13 protein-coding genes are annotated in these 16,445 nt (G+C 60.2%); 7 read left to right on the forward strand and 6 right to left on the reverse strand.

Translation table 11 applies throughout. The features are described from left to right. Positions 1–56: 56 nt before the first annotated feature. Positions 57–2,009, reverse strand: coding sequence for a bifunctional 2',3'-cyclic-nucleotide 2'-phosphodiesterase/3'-nucleotidase (locus ACF8MC_RS23410; RefSeq protein WP_164105450.1), 1,953 nt, complete (start codon positions 2,007–2,009; stop codon positions 57–59). A gap of 254 nt (positions 2,010–2,263) precedes the next feature. On the opposite strand from ACF8MC_RS23410, the gene cysQ reads away from it, so the two are divergent. Then, on the forward strand, positions 2,264–3,004 hold the full coding sequence (gene cysQ / locus ACF8MC_RS23415) for a 3'(2'),5'-bisphosphate nucleotidase CysQ (RefSeq protein WP_033638653.1): 741 nt from the start codon (positions 2,264–2,266) through the stop codon (positions 3,002–3,004). 1 nt (position 3,005) lies between these two features. Here cysQ and ACF8MC_RS23420 read toward each other — a convergent pair whose 3' ends face one another. Continuing rightward, positions 3,006–3,563 (reverse strand): YtfJ family protein, encoded by a 558-nt coding sequence (locus ACF8MC_RS23420; RefSeq protein WP_033636799.1) that lies wholly within the window; start codon positions 3,561–3,563, stop codon positions 3,006–3,008. Positions 3,564–3,893: 330 nt separating this feature from the next. Between ACF8MC_RS23420 and ACF8MC_RS23425 the strand changes: the two genes are divergently transcribed. Then, the gene (locus ACF8MC_RS23425) at positions 3,894–4,100 is read left to right on the forward strand and encodes a DUF1107 domain-containing protein (RefSeq protein WP_033636801.1); all 207 of its coding nucleotides are present in this window, start codon (positions 3,894–3,896) and stop codon (positions 4,098–4,100) included. A 73-nt stretch (positions 4,101–4,173) separates the two neighbouring features. On the opposite strand, the gene ACF8MC_RS23430 is transcribed toward ACF8MC_RS23425, so the two are convergent. Together ACF8MC_RS23430 and msrA are read right to left on the reverse strand one after the other, a co-directional pair. Then, positions 4,174–5,499, reverse strand: a complete 1,326-nt coding sequence (locus ACF8MC_RS23430) for a hemolysin family protein (protein WP_033636802.1) — start codon at positions 5,497–5,499, stop codon at positions 4,174–4,176. A gap of 180 nt (positions 5,500–5,679) precedes the next feature. Next, positions 5,680–6,321 (reverse strand): peptide-methionine (S)-S-oxide reductase MsrA, encoded by a 642-nt coding sequence (gene msrA / locus ACF8MC_RS23435; protein WP_033648689.1) that lies wholly within the window; start codon positions 6,319–6,321, stop codon positions 5,680–5,682. Positions 6,322–6,625: 304 nt separating this feature from the next. On the opposite strand from msrA, the gene ACF8MC_RS23440 reads away from it, so the two are divergent. The 3 genes from ACF8MC_RS23440 to ACF8MC_RS23450 are packed head-to-tail and all read left to right on the forward strand — an operon-like array spanning position 6,626 to position 12,509. Beyond that, positions 6,626–8,344, forward strand: a complete 1,719-nt coding sequence (locus tag ACF8MC_RS23440; protein WP_194243329.1) for an autotransporter assembly complex family protein — start codon at positions 6,626–6,628, stop codon at positions 8,342–8,344. Then, positions 8,341–12,159 carry a translocation/assembly module TamB domain-containing protein gene (locus ACF8MC_RS23445; RefSeq protein ID WP_039567824.1) on the forward strand — a complete coding sequence of 1,273 codons (3,819 nt, stop codon included), beginning with the start codon at positions 8,341–8,343 and terminating at the stop codon, positions 12,157–12,159. The genes ACF8MC_RS23440 and ACF8MC_RS23445 overlap by 4 nt, the downstream gene beginning before the upstream one ends. 2 nt (positions 12,160–12,161) lie before the next feature. Next, positions 12,162–12,509, forward strand: coding sequence for a gamma-glutamylcyclotransferase (locus tag ACF8MC_RS23450; RefSeq protein ID WP_033648686.1), 348 nt, complete (start codon positions 12,162–12,164; stop codon positions 12,507–12,509). 53 nt (positions 12,510–12,562) lie between these two features. Here ACF8MC_RS23450 and ppa read toward each other — a convergent pair whose 3' ends face one another. Continuing rightward, a complete protein-coding gene (gene ppa, locus ACF8MC_RS23455; protein WP_004933594.1) occupies positions 12,563–13,093 on the reverse strand; it encodes an inorganic diphosphatase in 531 nt (176 codons plus the stop codon). A 260-nt stretch (positions 13,094–13,353) separates the two neighbouring features. On the opposite strand from ppa, the gene ACF8MC_RS23460 reads away from it, so the two are divergent. Beyond that, positions 13,354–14,907 (forward strand): methyl-accepting chemotaxis protein, encoded by a 1,554-nt coding sequence (locus ACF8MC_RS23460; RefSeq protein ID WP_033636809.1) that lies wholly within the window; start codon positions 13,354–13,356, stop codon positions 14,905–14,907. Between the two features lie 45 nt (positions 14,908–14,952). On the opposite strand, the gene fbp is transcribed toward ACF8MC_RS23460, so the two are convergent. After that, complete coding sequence (fbp, locus tag ACF8MC_RS23465; RefSeq protein ID WP_004933587.1) at positions 14,953–15,957, reverse strand: class 1 fructose-bisphosphatase; 1,005 nt, start codon at positions 15,955–15,957, stop codon at positions 14,953–14,955. 169 nt (positions 15,958–16,126) lie between these two features. Between fbp and ACF8MC_RS23470 the strand changes: the two genes are divergently transcribed. Then, the coding region (locus ACF8MC_RS23470) for a Mur ligase domain-containing protein (RefSeq protein ID WP_392424143.1) at positions 16,127–16,445 on the forward strand (319 nt) is incomplete at its 3' end.

The raw sequence follows: 16,445 nt of genomic DNA on the forward strand, positions 1-16,445 counted from the left end.
GGCGCGCCAGTGGGAAAATAGCGAAGATGGCCGGGGGGATTGCCCCGGCCGGGTGATTATTTCGCGCTTAAATCGATGCGATAGACCGTGAAGCCGATACGGTCATTGCCCTCGGCGGTCATCGGATATTGAGCGTGCTCCTTGATAAACGCCGTCGCTTTGTCCGACGGCGAAGTCTCGAAGCGGATATCCAGCGGCTGCTGGCTGTTGAAGGTCGCCAAACGCCAGTTGTTGTCCGCCTGCGGATGCACCGCGCCGTGCCGTTGGGTTTCGGCGCTGATGTAGGCCGCCAGCACCGAACGGTTCTCATCCGGCGAAGCGAAGGCGATGTGTTTGTCGCCGGTGCCGGCAAACTTGCCGCCGTAGGCGCGGTAGTTGTTGGTGGCGACCAGGAAGGTGGCGTTCGGATCGATCGGCTTGCCGTTGAAGGTCAGCTGCTTGATGCGCTCCGCCTTGTCGTTGATCAGCTGGCATTCGCCGTCGTAGCGTGCCGGCTGGCTGACGTCGATCTGGTAGTTGACGCCGTCGATCACGTCGAAGTTATAGGTGCGGAATCCGTCCCAGTTGATCAAGCCCTGCGGCTTGGCGCTGTTGACGTCGATCTGGTTGAACTGGCCGGCGGAGCACTCCAGCCACTCTTTCACCTCTTTGCCGCTGGCCTTCACTACTACCAGGGTATTGGGGTAGAGATAGAGATCGGCGGCGTTGCGGAAGGTGAGCTGGCCCTTTTCCACTTCGACGAAGCTGGCCGGATCGTTCTTGCGGCCGCCGACCTTGAACGGCGCCGCCGCCGACAGCACCGGCAGATCGGCCAGATCCGGATCGCCCTGAATGTAATGTTCAACGTAGGCCTTCTGCGCATTGTTGACGATCTGCACCGTCGGATTGTCCTGCACCAGCGCCAGGTAGCTGTACATGTTGCCGTCGGATTTGCCGATCGGCTGGCTGACGAACTCGCGCGTGCCCTTGTGATCGTCCGCCAACACTTTCACCAGCGCGGCGTCTTCCGCCGCCAGCGATTTCTTGTTCTCTTTGTCGTAGATCGGCCGCGCTTCCGCTTTGGCGGCGGTCACTTTCCAGCTGCCGCCATCGTTGTTGAGCTGCAGGTCGACCACGCCGAGATGATCGCCCCATTGGCCCGGCATCACCGCCGGTACGCCGTTCAGCAGGCCTTTATCGATATCCGCGCCTTTGATATTGGCGAAGTCCTTGCTCGGGAACACCGCATGGGCGTGGCCGAACATGATGGCGTCGATGCCCGGCACCTGGCTGAGGTAATAGACCGAGTTTTCCGCCATTGCCTTGTAAGGCTCGTTGGACAGCCCGGAATGCGGGATCGCCACCACCAGATCGGCGCCCTGTTTACGCATTTCCGGCACGTAGCGCTTGGCGGTGGCGGTGATGTCGTCCACCGTCACTTTGCCCTGCAGGTTAGCTTTATCCCACACCAGGATCTGCGGCGGCACGAAGCCGATGTAGCCGATGCGCAGCGTATGCGCCTTGCCGTCGCGGTCTTTCACCGGCGTATCGACGATGATGTAGGGCGTGAACAGCGGTTTTTGCGTTTTGGCGTCGATGACGTTGGCGTTGATGTACGGGAATTTGGCGCCGGCGATGGCGTTCTTCAGGTAGTCCAGCCCGTAGTTGAATTCATGGTTGCCGATGTTGCCGACCACGTAGTCCAGCGTGTTCATCGCCTTATAGACCGGGTGCACGTCGCCCGGCTTCAACCCCTTGGCCGCCATGTAGTCGCCGAGCGGGCTGCCCTGAATGATGTCGCCGTTGTCCACCAACACCGCGTTGGTAGCCTGTTGGCGCGCCTGCTGGATCAGGCTGGCGGTGCGCACCAGGCCGAACTTGTCGGTCGGCGTGTCCTTGTAGTAATCGAAGTCCATCATGTTGCTGTGCAGATCGGTGGTTTCCAGCACGCGCAGATCGACGGTCGCCGCCTGCGCCGAGGCGCACACCAGCAGCGCAAGCGCGGACAGCGTCAGTGGATGCTTCATCATTTGGGGGCTCTCCATTCCATTATTCGAGTGTTATCGCAGAGGGAAATGTAATTAACATTGCTTGCCACAGTAAACTGTGAAGTGTGGCAGAAAACGGCGGCAGGTAACGCGGGGAAGTTCACAGTTGCGCCCAACAAGATCTGAGGAATTCCCGGGGGTTAGCCGGTTGAGATGGATATTCGGCGTAAAAAAAACTAGTCTGCTAGCAGAGACAGAGGGAAATTTCCCACGGAGATGCAGAGTTGAGGTGCATGATGTTAGAGCGAATTTGCCAACTGTCCCGCGAGGCGGGGGCGGCGATCATGGCGGTGTACGACGGTGAACAACCGCTTGATGTCGCACAGAAAAAAGATGATTCACCGGTGACGGCGGCCGATCTGGCGGCGCATCACATCATCAAGCGCGGCCTGGCGGCGCTGACGCCCGAGGTGCCGCTGCTGTCGGAAGAAGATCCGCCGGCGTGGGAAGAGCGCCGCAGCTGGACGCGTTACTGGCTGGTCGATCCGCTGGACGGCACCAAAGAGTTCTTGCACCGCAACGGTGAGTTCACGGTCAATATCGCTCTGATTGAAGAGGGGCAGGCGGTGATGGGCGTGGTGTACGCGCCGGCGATAGACGTATTGTATCTGGCGGAGCGCGGCAAGGCCTGGAAAGAAGAGAAGGGCGTGCGGCAGGCGATCGGCGTCAGCAACGCGCATCCGCCGCTGGTGGTGGTGAGCCGCTCGCATATCGACGACGAGCTGAAAGATTATCTGCAGCAGCTGGGCGAGCACCAGACCGTGTCCGTCGGTTCCTCGCTGAAGTTTTGCCTGGTGGCGGAAGGCAAGGCACAGCTCTATCCGCGCTTCGGGCCGACCAACATTTGGGATACCGCCGCAGGGCATGCGGTGGCGGTGGCCGCCGGGGCGCAAATTCACGATTGGCAGGGCAAGCCGTTGCTCTATACCCCGCGTGAATCCTTCCTCAACCCCGGCTTCCGGGTGTCGCTGTTCTGAGTTAGTTCGCCAACAGCTGGTGCAGCTTGGACATCACCTGCTGCACCTCTTCCGGCGTCAGCGCGCCGTCTTTGGCAAACTGAATGCGCCCTTGCTTATCCAGCACCACAATGGCGGAGCCTTTCGGCTGCAGATCCCAGGCCTTGCGCACGTTACCGTCGCTGTCGACGATAAACTGCGACCACGGGAACTCCTTCTTGCTGTCTTCAATGCTGCTGCGCACGAACATCGCGGTGCCCATCAGGGCATCGTCGGTGTTGACGATTGTCGTCGTTTGGTAACGATCGTGTGGTAGCTTCGCCTTCTTGATCGCTTCAATCAGTGGGTCGTTCATGTCTTTGGCGGAGCTGCGGCCGGCAATATGTTGTATCACTCGCACTTTTCCACTGAGCTGCGCGCTGTTCCAGTTCTGGTAGCTAAAATTACCTTCAGCGTAATTGAGCTCTCCTTTGTCGCTGACGCCGACCGGCGCCACGCGCTGCTGGAGCTGGAAGTTGTGCGCGGAAGCGAAAAGCGGGGCGAGCAGCAGGGATACCATCAGCATGCGACTTGTTTTCATGCTTTCTCCTTGTAATGGGGGGAATTTGTGCGACAGCACTTCGACAGCCTAAAGCATAGGATGTGATAAGAGGTCTGTCCTGTTAACCGGATCGCAGATTTTCCCTTGGTTCGCTAATCATCAGATTTTGAAGGGATATCCTGAAAACGTTATAAATTATCATATACAATTCTGTCAAAAAGTGTAAATCCAGTGCAGATCACCGGGCAGAAGTGAACGATCTGGTCTTTACTGGGTCTACTACATGCAATCAAGTTGCGTTCTGAATTTCGAGGCTGCCACCTTTGGCGGCTCGCTGAGCGCATGGATCAACGGGAGGAGCGTAAAAGAATGAGAATCTTCCAGCGTTATAACCCTTTGAAAGTGGCGAAGTACGTTAAGACCCTGTTTCGCGGAAGGCTGTATATCAAGGACGTGGGCGCATTTGAATTCGACGAGGGGAAAATCCTGCCGCCGAAGATTCGCGACAAGCGCCATTTCAGCGTGATGTCTGAAGTGAACCGTCAGGTGCTGCTGCTGCAGGCCGAGATGGGGTGAACACCTCGCTGACAGCGGTAAAAAAATGCGGCCCCGATGGGGCCGCTGATGTTTTTGTCTTATCGCCGTCAAGCTACGGGGTGTCTTCCGGCGCTTTCGGCAGCACCGCCGCCGGTTTGTCGCTCAGCCGGGTGACCAGCAGCTGGTCTATCTTGTAGCTGTCGATATCCACCACTTCGAACTTGTAGCCGGCGTATTTGACGAAGTCGGTGCGTTTCGGGATCTTGCGCAGCATATACATCATAAAGCCGCCGATGGTCTCGTAGTTGCCCGCCTGCGGGAACTCGTCGATATCCAGCACGCGCATCACGTCGTCGATCGGCGTGCCGCCCTCAATCAGCCATGAGCTTTCGTCGCGCGCCACGATCTGCTCTTCCTGGCCCTGGCCGACCAAATCGCCCATCAGCGTGGTCATCACGTCGTTGAGGGTGATGATGCCCACCACCAACGCATATTCATTGAGGATCACCGCGAAGTCTTCGCCGGCGGTCTTGAAGCTTTCCAGCGCTTCGGACAGCGTCAGCGTATCCGGCACGATCAGCGCCGAGCGGATCTGCACGCCGCTGCTCAGCACCAGGCTCTGGTTGCCCAGCACGCGGTTCAGCAGGTCTTTGGAGTCGACGTAGCCGACCACCTGATCGATATGGCCGTCGCACACCAGGAACTTGGAGTGCGGATGGGTCGAGACCTTCTCCTTGATGCTCTCTTCGCTTTCGCGCAGGTCGAAGTACACCACGCTTTCGCGCGAGGTCATCGAAGACGGCACGGTGCGCGATTCCAGTTCGAACACGTTTTCAATCAGCTCATGTTCCTGCTTGCGCAGCACGCCCGCCAGGGCGCCGGCTTCCACCACCGCGTAGATGTCGTCGGAGGTGATGTCGTCCTTGCGCACCATCGGCAGCTTGAACATACGGAAGATCAGGTTGGCCATGCCGTTGAAGAACCACACCAGCGGGCGGAAGATCATGATGGAGAAACGCATCGGGTTGATGATCCGGACGGCGACCGTCTCTGGTGCAATCATACCGATGCGCTTCGGGGTCAAATCGGCGAACAGGATAAACAGGCTGGTCACCAGCACGAAGGAGCAGATGAAGCTGACCTGTTCCGCCAGTTCGGGCGACAGGAAACGATCGAACAACACCTTGAAGGTGGGAGAGAAAGCCGCGTCGCCGACGATACCGCCGAGGATGGCCACGGCGTTCAGGCCGATCTGCACCACGGTGAAGAAGATGCCTGGGGTTTCTTGCAGTTTAAGCACTCTGGCGGCGTTGACGTTGCCTTCGTCCGCCATCAGCTTCAGTTTGATCTTGCGCGAGGCGGCCAGAGAGATTTCCGACAGTGAGAAGAACGCACTCACCGCGATCAGAAAAAGAATCAGTAAAATACTGTTTAACATAATCTATCCATACGTGCCGACGGGATGCCGGCGCTCTTGAGGAAGGGTAGTACATAGTAAAAAAAGCAGCGATAACAACCAGAAGGGAAGCTATCGGGCCGCAGAAGCGGCCCGCACAGTATAGCAGTTGCCCCACAGGGGCCGCCAGCGGTTAAAAAAGTGCCGCCGGCCGGCATCGGATCAGCCCTGCGGCGGCAGGCAAACGCCGATGCCGCCCAGCCCGCAGTAGCCTTCCGGATTCTTGAACAGGTACTGCTGATGATCGTCTTCCGCGTAATAGAACGGCAGCGCCGGCGCGATCTCGGTAGTGATGACGCGCTTGTCGCCCGCCGCCTCCATCGCCTGCTGGAAGCGCTGCAGGCTGCTTTCCGCCTCGGCCTGCTGCTCCGGGCTCAGCGTATAAATCGCCGAGCGGTACTGGGTGCCGACGTCGCCGCCTTGGCGCATGCCCTGCGCCGGATCGTGATTTTCCCAGAACACCTGCAGCAGCTGTTTGTAGCTGACGACCTGCGGATCGAACACCACGCGCACCACTTCGGCGTGGCCGGTCTGGCCGCTGCACACTTCGCGGTAGGTCGGGTTCGGCGTGTAGCCGCCGCTGTAGCCGGCGGCGGTGCTGTAGACGCCCGGCTGCTGCCAGAACAGGCGCTCGACGCCCCAGAAACAGCCCATGGCGAAGATCGCCACCTCCATGCCTGCCGGCACCTGGGTCATCGAGTGTTCGGTGACCACGTTGAGCGTTGCGACAGGCATTGGCGTGGTGCGGCCAGGCAGCGCGCTTGCCTTATCGACGGTTTGTGATTTATCAAAAAATGGCACCACGGTTGACTCCTGTTGTCACAGTAAGAATTGACCCTACATGGGGGCGGTTCGGTTGTATCTCACCGCGTCTTTGCCCACAATAAGTGGCAAGTTGAGTTTATGTATAAGCTTAACGCAGTATTTTGAGCGCCAAAAGTGAAGAATTCGCCTGTTGCGCGGTGGTGGCAAGCGCGGCGGGCGGCGTCCGGAACAAGGTTGAAGAGGGCTGCCGTCATGATAGCGCGGAGTCTGCCCTGGCCCCGGAGCGAACACCATAACAGGAAAGTAAAATCAATAAGGAGAACACGTGCCAAAGTACCCGGTCATGTGCTTGATATCTGTGTTGCTTGCGGCACCTGCGGCCTATGCGGCCAACGTGCGCTTGCAGGTGGAGGGGTTAAGCGGAGAGTTGGAAAAAAACGTCCGGGTGCGGCTGTCGTCGATCACGCCTGAAGAGGTCGGCACCGACGGGCGCTTCCGCGCGCGGGTGGATGAGGCGGTGCGCCAGGGGCTGCGCGCGCTCGGCTATTACCAGCCGACCATCGAGTTTACGCTGGACGATCGGCCGGGGATGTCGCGCCCGGTGCTGCACGCCAAGGTCAATCCGGGCGAACCGGTGCGTATCGCCGGCGCCAACATCGTGCTGGAAGGCGGCGCGAAGACCGATGAGGACTATCTGGCGCTGGTGAAGAAGGGGCGGCCGACCATCGGCGAGATCCTCAACCACGGCAAGTATGACAGTTTCAAAGGCTCGCTCACCGGCCTGGCGCTGCGCAAAGGCTACTTCGACGCCGACATGACCAAAAGCCAACTCGGCGTGGCCGAAGATCTGCACAAGGCGTTTTGGGATATCGATTTCAACAGCGGCGAACGTTACCGCTTCGGCAAGGTGAAATTCACCGGTTCGCAAATCCGCGAAGACTATCTGCAAAATCTGGTGCCCTTTCATCAGGGGGATTACTACAGTTCGGAGGATTTGGCCGAGCTGAACCGCCGTTTGTCCGCCACCAACTGGTTCAACTCGGTGGTGGTATCCCCTGATTTCAACGATGCCAAAGAGAACAAGATTTTGCCGTTGGACGCGCTGGTGACGCCGCGCACGCGCAACACCGTCGAAACCGGTATCGGCTACTCCACCGACGTCGGCCCGCGGGTGAAAGGCACCTGGAAAAAGCCCTGGCTCAACGATCGCGGGCATAGTCTGGAAACCAGCGCCAGCGTGTCGGCACCGGAGCAGCAGCTGGATCTGACCTACAAGATCCCGTTGCTGAAGAACCCGCTGGAGCAGTATTACCTGCTGCAGGGCGGCCTCAAGAACGTCGATCTTAACGACACCAAGTCCGTCACCTCCAAAGTGGTGGCCTCGCGCAACTGGGATCTTTCCAGCGGCTGGCAGCGGGCGATCAACCTGACCTGGCGCTGGGATAACTTTACCCAGGGTAACGTCAGCAACACCACCATGCTGCTGTATCCTGGCGTCAGCTTCAGCCGCACCCGTTCGCGCGGCGGTCTGATGCCGACCTGGGGCGACAGCCAGCGCTACTCTATCGACGTGTCCGACACCTCCTGGGGCTCCGGCGTGGACTTTGCGCTGATGCAGGCGCAGAACGTCTGGATCCGCACCCTGGCCGACAAGCATCGTTTTGTGGCGCGCGGGCAGGTGGGCTGGATAGAAACCAACGACTTCGACAAGGTGCCGCCGGATCTGCGCTTCTTCGCCGGCGGTGACCGCAGCATTCGCGGCTACAAGTACAAAGACATCTCGCCGCGCGGTGACGACGGCAAGCTGACCGGCGCCTCCAAGATGCTGACCGGCTCGCTGGAGTACCAATACAACGTGACCGGCAAATGGTGGGGGGCGATGTTCGTCGACTCCGGTGAAGCGGTGAACGATATCAAGAAGAGCAACTTCAAGACCGGCGCCGGCGTAGGCGTGCGCTGGCAGTCGCCGGTGGGGCCGGTGAAGCTGGATATCGCCGCGCCTGTGGGAGACAAGGACACCCACGGGATGCAGTTCTACATCGGTTTGGGGCCTGAACTATGAGCCTGGTTAAAAAGATTTGTCTCGGATTTCTGGTCGTTCTGCTGTTGCTGATCGGCGGCCTGGCCTTCCTGATAGGCACCACCACCGGTTTGCATATGGTCATCAACGGCGCGGCGCGCTGGGTGCCGGGGCTGGAGATCGCCGGCGTCAGCGGCGGCTGGCGCGATCTGACGCTGAAGGGCGTGAAGTATCAGATGCCGGGCGTGACGGTCAACGCCGGGCAGTTCCATCTGTCGCTCGATCTCTCCTGCTTTAAGCGCAGCTCGCTGTGCGTCAATGCCTTGACCGCCCAGGATGTGGACGTGGCGGTGAACACCAAAGAGATGGCGCCTTCCGCGCCGGTGGAGGAGAGCAGTGAGCCGACCACCAATCTCAGCACGCCTTACCCGATCACGCTGCGCCTGTTGGCGTTGAACAACGTCAAGGTCACCGTCGACGACACCGCCATCTCGCTGGCCGAGTTCCGCACCGGCGCGCAGTGGCAAGAGCGCGCGCTGACGCTGATGCCGACCAAGATCGGCTCGCTGCTGATCGCCTTGCCGAAAACCCCGCAAAACCCGCTGCCGGAAGCGGTGCAGCCGGCGGTCGAGGTGGCGAAAAAGGTCGGCGAGCAGGTTACCGACGCGGCGAAGCCGGCACCTCAGCCGGAAGAGAAGCCGCTGGGCGAAACGCTGAAGGAACTGTTCGCCAAACCGCTGTTGCCGGATCTGCCGGACATCCGCCTGCCGCTGGATATCACCGTCAAAGAGATCAGCGGCGAGCAGCTGCGCTTGACCGGCGATACCGACGTGCTGATCACGAGCCTGTTGCTGCAGGCCAGCACGCAGGATCAACATATCCAGCTGGACAACTTCGACGTGAAGTCGCCGCAGGGCACGCTGTCGCTGCAGGGGCAGGCGACACTGACCGGCGACTGGCCGGTGTCCCTGACCGCCAACAGCGCGCTGAACATCGAACCGCTGAAGGGCGAGAAGGTGAAGCTGAACGTCGGCGGCGGGCTGCGTGACGAGCTGAAGGTGGCGCTGAACCTGTCCGGCCCGGTCGGCGCCCAGCTCGATGTGCAAACCCGGCTGGCCGAAGCCGGCCTGCCGCTGGCGCTGACGTTGCAGAGCAAGCAGCTGAAATGGCCGCTGAGCGGCGAGGCGCAGTATCAGGTCAACGATTTCCGCCTGCGCTTTAACGGCAAGGCGACCGACTACGCGCTGTCGACGCGCGCCAATCTGAAAGGCCAGGATCTGCCGCCGGCGGTGCTGACGCTGGACGGCAAAGGCAACGTCGAGCAGTTCAAGCTGGAGCGCCTGCGGCTGGCGGCGCTGCAGGGCAATACCGATCTCACCGCGCTGGTGGACTGGAGCAAGGCCATCAGCTGGAACTCGCAATTGACGCTGAGCGGCATCAATACCGCCAAGCAGTGGCCGGAATGGCCGGCGAAACTCGACGGCAAGATCACCACGCGCGGCAGCCTGCACGGCGGCAGCTGGCAGCTGCAGGTGCCGGTGCTGCAGTTGGACGGCAACGTGAAGCAGAACAAGGTCACGGCGCGCGGTACGCTGAGCGGCAACGCCGCCGGGCAGTGGAAAATCCCCGGCATCGATCTGGCGTTGGGGCGTAACCAACTGAACGTCAAAGGGCAGCTGGACGAGAAGAGCTGGAACCTGGACGCCAACATCGACGCGCCGCGTCTGGACGGCGCGCTGCCGGGCCTGGGCGGCACCGCCAAAGGGCTGCTGAAGCTGCGCGGCAATCTGCAGGCGCCGCAGCTGCTGGCGGATTTGACCGCTTCCGGCCTGCAGTGGCAGGCGCTGCGCATCAACCGCGTGAAAATAGACGGCGACGTGCGCTCCACGGATCAGATTCAGGGGCAGTTGGCGGTACGCGTCGAGCAGCTGAAGCAGGATGCGCTGGAGGTCAGCCTGCTGACCCTCGACGCCAAGGGCAGCGAGAAGCAGCACCAGCTGCAGCTGAAGATCGACGGCAAACCGGTCTCCGGCCAGCTGGCGTTGCAGGGCAGTTTCGATCGTCAGCAGCAGCGCTGGCGCGGCAATCTGAACAACACTCGCTTCGATACGCCGGTAGGGGAATGGCGCCTGACTCGCGCCATCGCGCTGGACTACCTGAACACCGAGCAGAAAATCAGCGTCGGGCCGCACTGTTGGCAGAACCCGAACGCCGAGCTGTGCGTGCCCAAGACCATTGAAGCCGGCCAGAGCGGCCAGGCCAGCGTGGTGCTCAACCGGTTCGATCTGGCGATGATCAAGCCGTTCCTCGGCCCGGAAACCGCCCTGAGCGGGGTGTTCACCGGCCGGGCCGACGTCAGCTGGAAACCGGGCGGCGCGCTGCCGGAGGCGAAAGTCACGCTGGCCGGCAACGGCGTCAAAGTGGTGCAGCAGGTGCAGGGCAACGCGCTGCCGATCGCCTTCGACACGCTGACCCTCAACGCCGGCCTGAACAACGGTCGCGCGCTGGCCGACTGGCGGATCAAGCTGACCAACAACGGCCAGTTCGACGGCAATATCCAGGTGGCGGATCCGCAGGTGCGGCGCACCATCAGCGGCAACGTCAATATCACCAACATCTCACTGGCGCTGATCAACCCGGCGCTGATGAAGGGCGAAAGCGCGGCGGGCATGCTGAACGCCAACCTGCGCCTGGGCGGCAGCGCGCAGAAGCCGCTGGTGTTCGGGCGCCTGGCGTTGGATCGGGCGAAGGTGCAGGGGCACTGGATGCCGTTCGATATGACCGACGCGCGGCTGGCGGTGAATTTCAACGGCATGACCTCGACGCTGGAAGGGCTGCTCAGCACCACGCGCGGCCAGCTGAATCTGGCGGGCGACGCCGACTGGCGTGACATCAACGCCTGGCGTGCGCGCATTGCCGCCAAGGGCGATAAGCTGCGGGTGACGGTGCCGCCGATGATCCGCATCGACGTGTCGCCGGATCTGGTGTTCGAAGCCACGCCGCAGCTGTTCTCGCTCAACGGCAAGGTCGACATTCCCTGGGCGCGCATCACGGTGCAGGAGCTGCCGGAAAGCGCGGTGGGCGTCTCTTCCGACGAGGTGATGCTGGACGACCAACTGAAGCCGATTCAACCGAAGACCGCGTCGATCCCGATCAACAGCAATCTGATGATCCACGTCGGCAATGACGTGCGGCTGGACGCGTTCGGCCTCAAGGCCCGTCTGAAGGGCGACCTGAAGGTGGTGCAGGACAAGAAAGGGCTGGGCCTCAACGGCCAGATTGACATCCCTTCCGGCCGCTTCCATGCTTATGGTCAGGATTTGATCGTGCGTAAAGGGCAGCTGATGTTCTCCGGCCCGCCGGATCAGCCGCTGCTGAATATCGAGGCGATCCGCAACCCGGAATCCACCGAGGACGATGTGACCGCCGGCGTGCGCGTGACCGGCCTGGCGGATGCGCCGAAGCTGGAAGTGTTCTCCGATCCGGCCAAATCGCAACAGGAAGCCCTGTCTTATCTGCTGCGCGGCCAGGGCTTGAGCAGCTCCGGCGCCGACGGCAACGCCATGACCTCGATGTTAATCGGCATGGGGGTTGCACAAAGTGGTCAACTTGTGGGTAAAATCGGCGAGGCATTCGGCGTAAGTAATTTGGCTCTGGACACTCAGGGGGTTGGCGACAGTTCCCAGGTTGTCGTGAGCGGCTATGTTCTCCCAGGCTTACAAGTAAAATATGGGGTGGGCATCTTCGACTCCTTGGCCACGCTGACGTTGCGTTATCGCCTGATGCCTAAGTTGTATCTTGAAGCGGTGTCTGGTCTCGACCAGGCATTAGATTTGCTCTATCAGTTTGAGTTTTAGCGATGCGAATAATTGTCTACGGCAGTTTACGGCGCAAACAGGGAAACAGCCATTGGATGACCAACGCCCAATGGCTCGGCGAGCACGAGCTCGAAGGCTATCAGATTTATAATCTGGGCCATTACCCGGCGGCGATCCCTGGAGAGGGCACGATACATTGCGAGGTGTATCGTATTAACTCATCGATTCTGGCAGAGCTGGACGAACTGAAAAGCAACACCAAGGACTATAAGCGCGAGCTGATTCAGACGCCTTATGGGAGTGCGTGGATCTACCTGTACAAACACAGCGTGGACGGTTACCCGCGAATTACCAGCGGTGACTGGCTGAAGCGTCTCGACGAACAGTAATAAAAAAAACACCGCTCAATGAGCGGTGTTTTTTCATCGGACGGCGGCAGGCATTACTTCTTGGCGGCGCGTTCGAACGAGGCGATGATTTCCGCTTTAGCCGCGGCAGCGTCTGCCCAGCCTTCCACTTTCACCCATTTGCCTTTTTCCAGATCTTTGTAGTGCTCGAAGAAGTGAGCGATCTGGGCTTTCAGCAGTTCTGGCAGGTCGTTCACGTCTTTCACGTGATCGTACTCTTTGGTCAGCTTGCTGTGCGGTACCGCAACCAGCTTGGCGTCTTCACCGGCTTCGTCGGTCATCTTCAGCACGCCAACCGGACGGCAGCGGATCACGGAGCCCGGCTGCAGCGGGTATGGGGTTGGGACCAGCACGTCAACCGGGTCGCCGTCCAGAGACAGGGTGTGGTTGATGTAGCCGTAGTTGCACGGGTAGAACATCGCGGTGGACATGAAACGGTCAACGAACAGCGCGCCGGTTTCTTTGTCGATTTCGTATTTGATTGGATCGGCGTTGGCCGGGATTTCGATTACTACGTAGATGTCTTCCGGCAGGTCTTTGCCAGCAGGGACCAGATTCAAGCTCATGTCGGTTTCCTTTAATCATCAAACCAGAAATGGAGTGGCGGCTATTATAGCGGACTCTTTTGCGATTTCCTGCCCTTTTCATCGTCGAAAACCCAGTGCGCCGGCGCACGGAGAATTTCCAGATTAATCCCGCCGCGGCATGAAGTTTTGCCTCCGCCTGCCGATAACTTCAACAAACAATAATGAGCCAGCAAAGCTGGCTCCGCGTTTTGCCACCCCTACTACGTCTGATCTCACTATTCTGAAGCCGGGAAGAACTCATGCTAAAAAAGATTACGGTGAAGGCTGGGCTGATCGCCCTGCTGAGCCTGATGACCATGCTGCTGATCATGGTCAGCGTTATTGGCGTCAACGCGATTAACGAAGGATCGCGCTCGATCCATACCTTAAACCAGATCCTCGGCGAAGAGCTGGGCTCGCTGGCCAACAGCTCCAACCTGACGCTGCGCGCCAGAACCGCCGCCTCGCTGGCGGTGCGCCAACGGGAGATCGGCCAGACTGATGTCTCCGACGCCACCGTGGGCCGCATCTACGGTTACCTCGAGCAGTCGAACAAGGAAATGGCGCGCTTTGTCGGCGTCGGCACCGTGACCGAGCGCGGCCGCGAACTCTCCAACCGCCTGCAAAACAGCTACCGCGCCTATCTGGATCAGGGCGTGAAGCCGATGGCCGCCGCTATCAAGGCCGGCAAAATCGATGAGTATTATCATATTCAGGAAACGCGCATCTCCGCGTTGAGCATCGCGTTCGAAAAGGATCTCAGCGATTTCCGCAGCTTCGCGATGAAGCTCGGCGCGCAGCAGGTGTATGACGCGGAAAGCAACGCCAGCACCAAGATCTCGCTGATCGTGGTGGCGGGCCTGCTCAGCGTGCTGCTGGCGGTGCTGGCCTGGTTCGCGCTGCGGGTGATCATTCTGCGCCCGCTGGACGAGTCCATCGCGCAGCTGGAACACATCGCCGGCGGCGATCTGACCCACGAGATCCGCGGCGAGGGCGATACCGAGATGGGCCGCCTGGTGCGGGCGATGCAGCGCATGCAGCAGGCGCTGGCCAGTTCGGTCAGCAAAGTGCGCGACGCCAGCAGCCAGATTGACACCGGTTCACGCGAACTGGCGGCCGGCAACCTGCATCTGGCGCAGCGCACCGAAGAATCGGCCGCTTCGCTGGAAGAAACCGCCGCCAGCATGGAACAGCTGACCTCGACGGTGAAAATGAACGCCGAGAACTGCGAACAGGCCAACCAGCTGGCGCTGAGCGTGTCCGATATCGCCAACCAGGGCAGCGAGGTGGTTAGCCAGGTGATGAGCAAGATGCAGGCGATCACCGACAGCTCGCGCCGCATCGCCGACATCATCAGCGTGATGGACGGCATCGCCTTCCAGACCAATATCCTGGCGCTGAACGCGGCGGTGGAAGCGGCGCGCGCCGGCGAACAGGGCCGCGGTTTTGCGGTGGTGGCCGGTGAAGTGCGCAATCTGGCGCAGCGCAGCGCCCAGTCGGCGAAAGAGATCAAAGGGTTGATCGAAGCGTCGCAGAACCGGGTGCAGGAAGGCGAGCAGATGGTGGAGTCGGCGGCGCAGACCATGAGCGGCATTACCGGCGAAGTGGGCCGGGTGACGGCGTTGATGCGTGAGATCTCGGCGGCGACACGCGAACAAAGCAGCGGTATCGAACAGGTGAACCTGGCGGTGGCGCAGATGGATCAGGTGGCGCAGCAGAATGCGGCACTGGTGGAAGAGTCGGCGGCGGCGACGCGCTCGCTGGAAGATCAGGCTCAGCTGCTGGCGCAGAGCATGGCGGCGTTCAAGCTGTAAGGCGATAAGGGTTCGGCGCGGTGCCGAACCCTTGCAAAGAACGCGTTACTCGTCCGGGTTTTCGGCGATGAAGCGTTCCGCGTCTTCTACCATCGACTTGGTGCCGACGAAGAATGGCGCGCGCTGGTGCAGTTTCACCGGCGTGATGTCCAGAATGCGGTTTTTGCCGTCGCTGGCCTTACCGCCGGCCTGTTCGGCCAGGAACGCCATCGGGTTGCATTCGTACAGCAGGCGCAGCTTGCCTTGCGGGTGGCTGGCGGTGCTTGGGTAGATGTAGATGCCGCCTTTCAGCAGGTTGCGGTGGAAGTCCGCCACCAGAGAACCGATGTAGCGCGAGGTGTAAGGGCGCTGCGTCGCTTCATCCTGCTCCTGGCAGTATTTGATGTATTTCTTCACGCCGAGAGGGAACTTGATGTAGTTGCCTTCGTTGATGGAATACATGTTGCCGCTCGCCGGGAAGCGCACTTTCTCGTGGGAGAGGCAGAATACGCCCAGAGACGGGTCGTAGGTGAAGGCGTGGACGCCGTAACCGGTGGTGTACACCAGCATGGTGGACGAACCGTAAACCACATAACCCGCTGCGACCTGGGCGCTGCCCGGCTGCAGGAAGTCTTCTTCGGTCACCGGCGTGCCGACCGGCGTGATGCGACGGTAGATAGAGAAAATCGTACCGACCGAGACGTTGACATCGATGTTGGACGAACCGTCCAACGGATCCATCAAAACGACATACTTGGCATTTTCAGCTCGCTCGCCGTCGAATATCACGATTTCATCTTCTTCTTCGGAAGCGATACCCGCAACTTCACCACGCGCTTTCAACGCCGCTTTCAGTTTTTCGTTCGCGTACAGGTCCAGTTTCATCTGAACTTCGCCCTGTACGTTGGACACCCCGCTGGTGCCCAGAATATCAACCAGGCCGGCCTTGTTGATGTCGCGGTGGATGATTTTGGCGCCCAGTTTAATTGCAGAAAGTAACGCGGTCAGCTCGCCGGTGGCGTGAGAGAAGTCGTGCTGTTTCTCGACGATAAATTCGCCTAACGTTTTCATGACACAATCCCTGAATCTACGGATGGATAGCGGCCTGTTAACAAACCGCCAACGTTTTCGCGTGCAGTGTAGCCCAAAGATGCGCGCTATTCATAGGCAAATCCATTTCTTCTGGACGATTCTGAGCGTTAGAATATGCCGACATTCGATGCACTCACATGAGAAACCTATGCGCATTCACATTCTTGGGATCTGTGGCACCTTTATGGGCGGGTTGGCGATGCTGGCGCGCTCACTGGGGCATGACGTCACCGGTTCGGACGCCAACGTCTATCCGCCGATGAGCACGCTGCTGGAGAACCAGGGGATCGATCTTATTCAGGGTTATGATCCGGCCCAGCTGGATCCGGCGCCGGATCTGGTGATCATCGGCAACGCCATGACGCGCGGCAACCCGTGCGTGGAGGCGGTGCTGGAACGTGGCATCCCTTACGTTTCCGGCCCGCAGTGGCTGCACGATGCCGTGTTGCGCGATCGCTGGGTACTGG

The sequence above is a fragment of the Serratia sp. LACPHL-BACT-2024-00286 genome (genome assembly GCF_043109535.1).
GTDB lineage: Bacteria > Pseudomonadota > Gammaproteobacteria > Enterobacterales > Enterobacteriaceae > Serratia > Serratia sarumanii.

Coding starts and splice junctions, on each gene's coding strand:
- ACF8MC_RS23410 (WP_164105450.1), bottom strand. CDS start 2,009: ATGATGAAGCATCCACTGACGCTGTCCGCGCTTGCGCTGCTGGTGTGC.
- cysQ (WP_033638653.1), top strand. CDS start 2,264: ATGTTAGAGCGAATTTGCCAACTGTCCCGCGAGGCGGGGGCGGCGATC.
- ACF8MC_RS23420 (WP_033636799.1), bottom strand. CDS start 3,563: ATGAAAACAAGTCGCATGCTGATGGTATCCCTGCTGCTCGCCCCGCTT.
- ACF8MC_RS23425 (WP_033636801.1), top strand. CDS start 3,894: ATGAGAATCTTCCAGCGTTATAACCCTTTGAAAGTGGCGAAGTACGTT.
- ACF8MC_RS23430 (WP_033636802.1), bottom strand. CDS start 5,499: ATGTTAAACAGTATTTTACTGATTCTTTTTCTGATCGCGGTGAGTGCG.
- ACF8MC_RS23440 (WP_194243329.1), top strand. CDS start 6,626: ATGTGCTTGATATCTGTGTTGCTTGCGGCACCTGCGGCCTATGCGGCC.
- ACF8MC_RS23445 (WP_039567824.1), top strand. CDS start 8,341: ATGAGCCTGGTTAAAAAGATTTGTCTCGGATTTCTGGTCGTTCTGCTG.
- ACF8MC_RS23450 (WP_033648686.1), top strand. CDS start 12,162: ATGCGAATAATTGTCTACGGCAGTTTACGGCGCAAACAGGGAAACAGC.
- ppa (WP_004933594.1), bottom strand. CDS start 13,093: ATGAGCTTGAATCTGGTCCCTGCTGGCAAAGACCTGCCGGAAGACATC.
- ACF8MC_RS23460 (WP_033636809.1), top strand. CDS start 13,354: ATGCTAAAAAAGATTACGGTGAAGGCTGGGCTGATCGCCCTGCTGAGC.
- fbp (WP_004933587.1), bottom strand. CDS start 15,957: ATGAAAACGTTAGGCGAATTTATCGTCGAGAAACAGCACGACTTCTCT.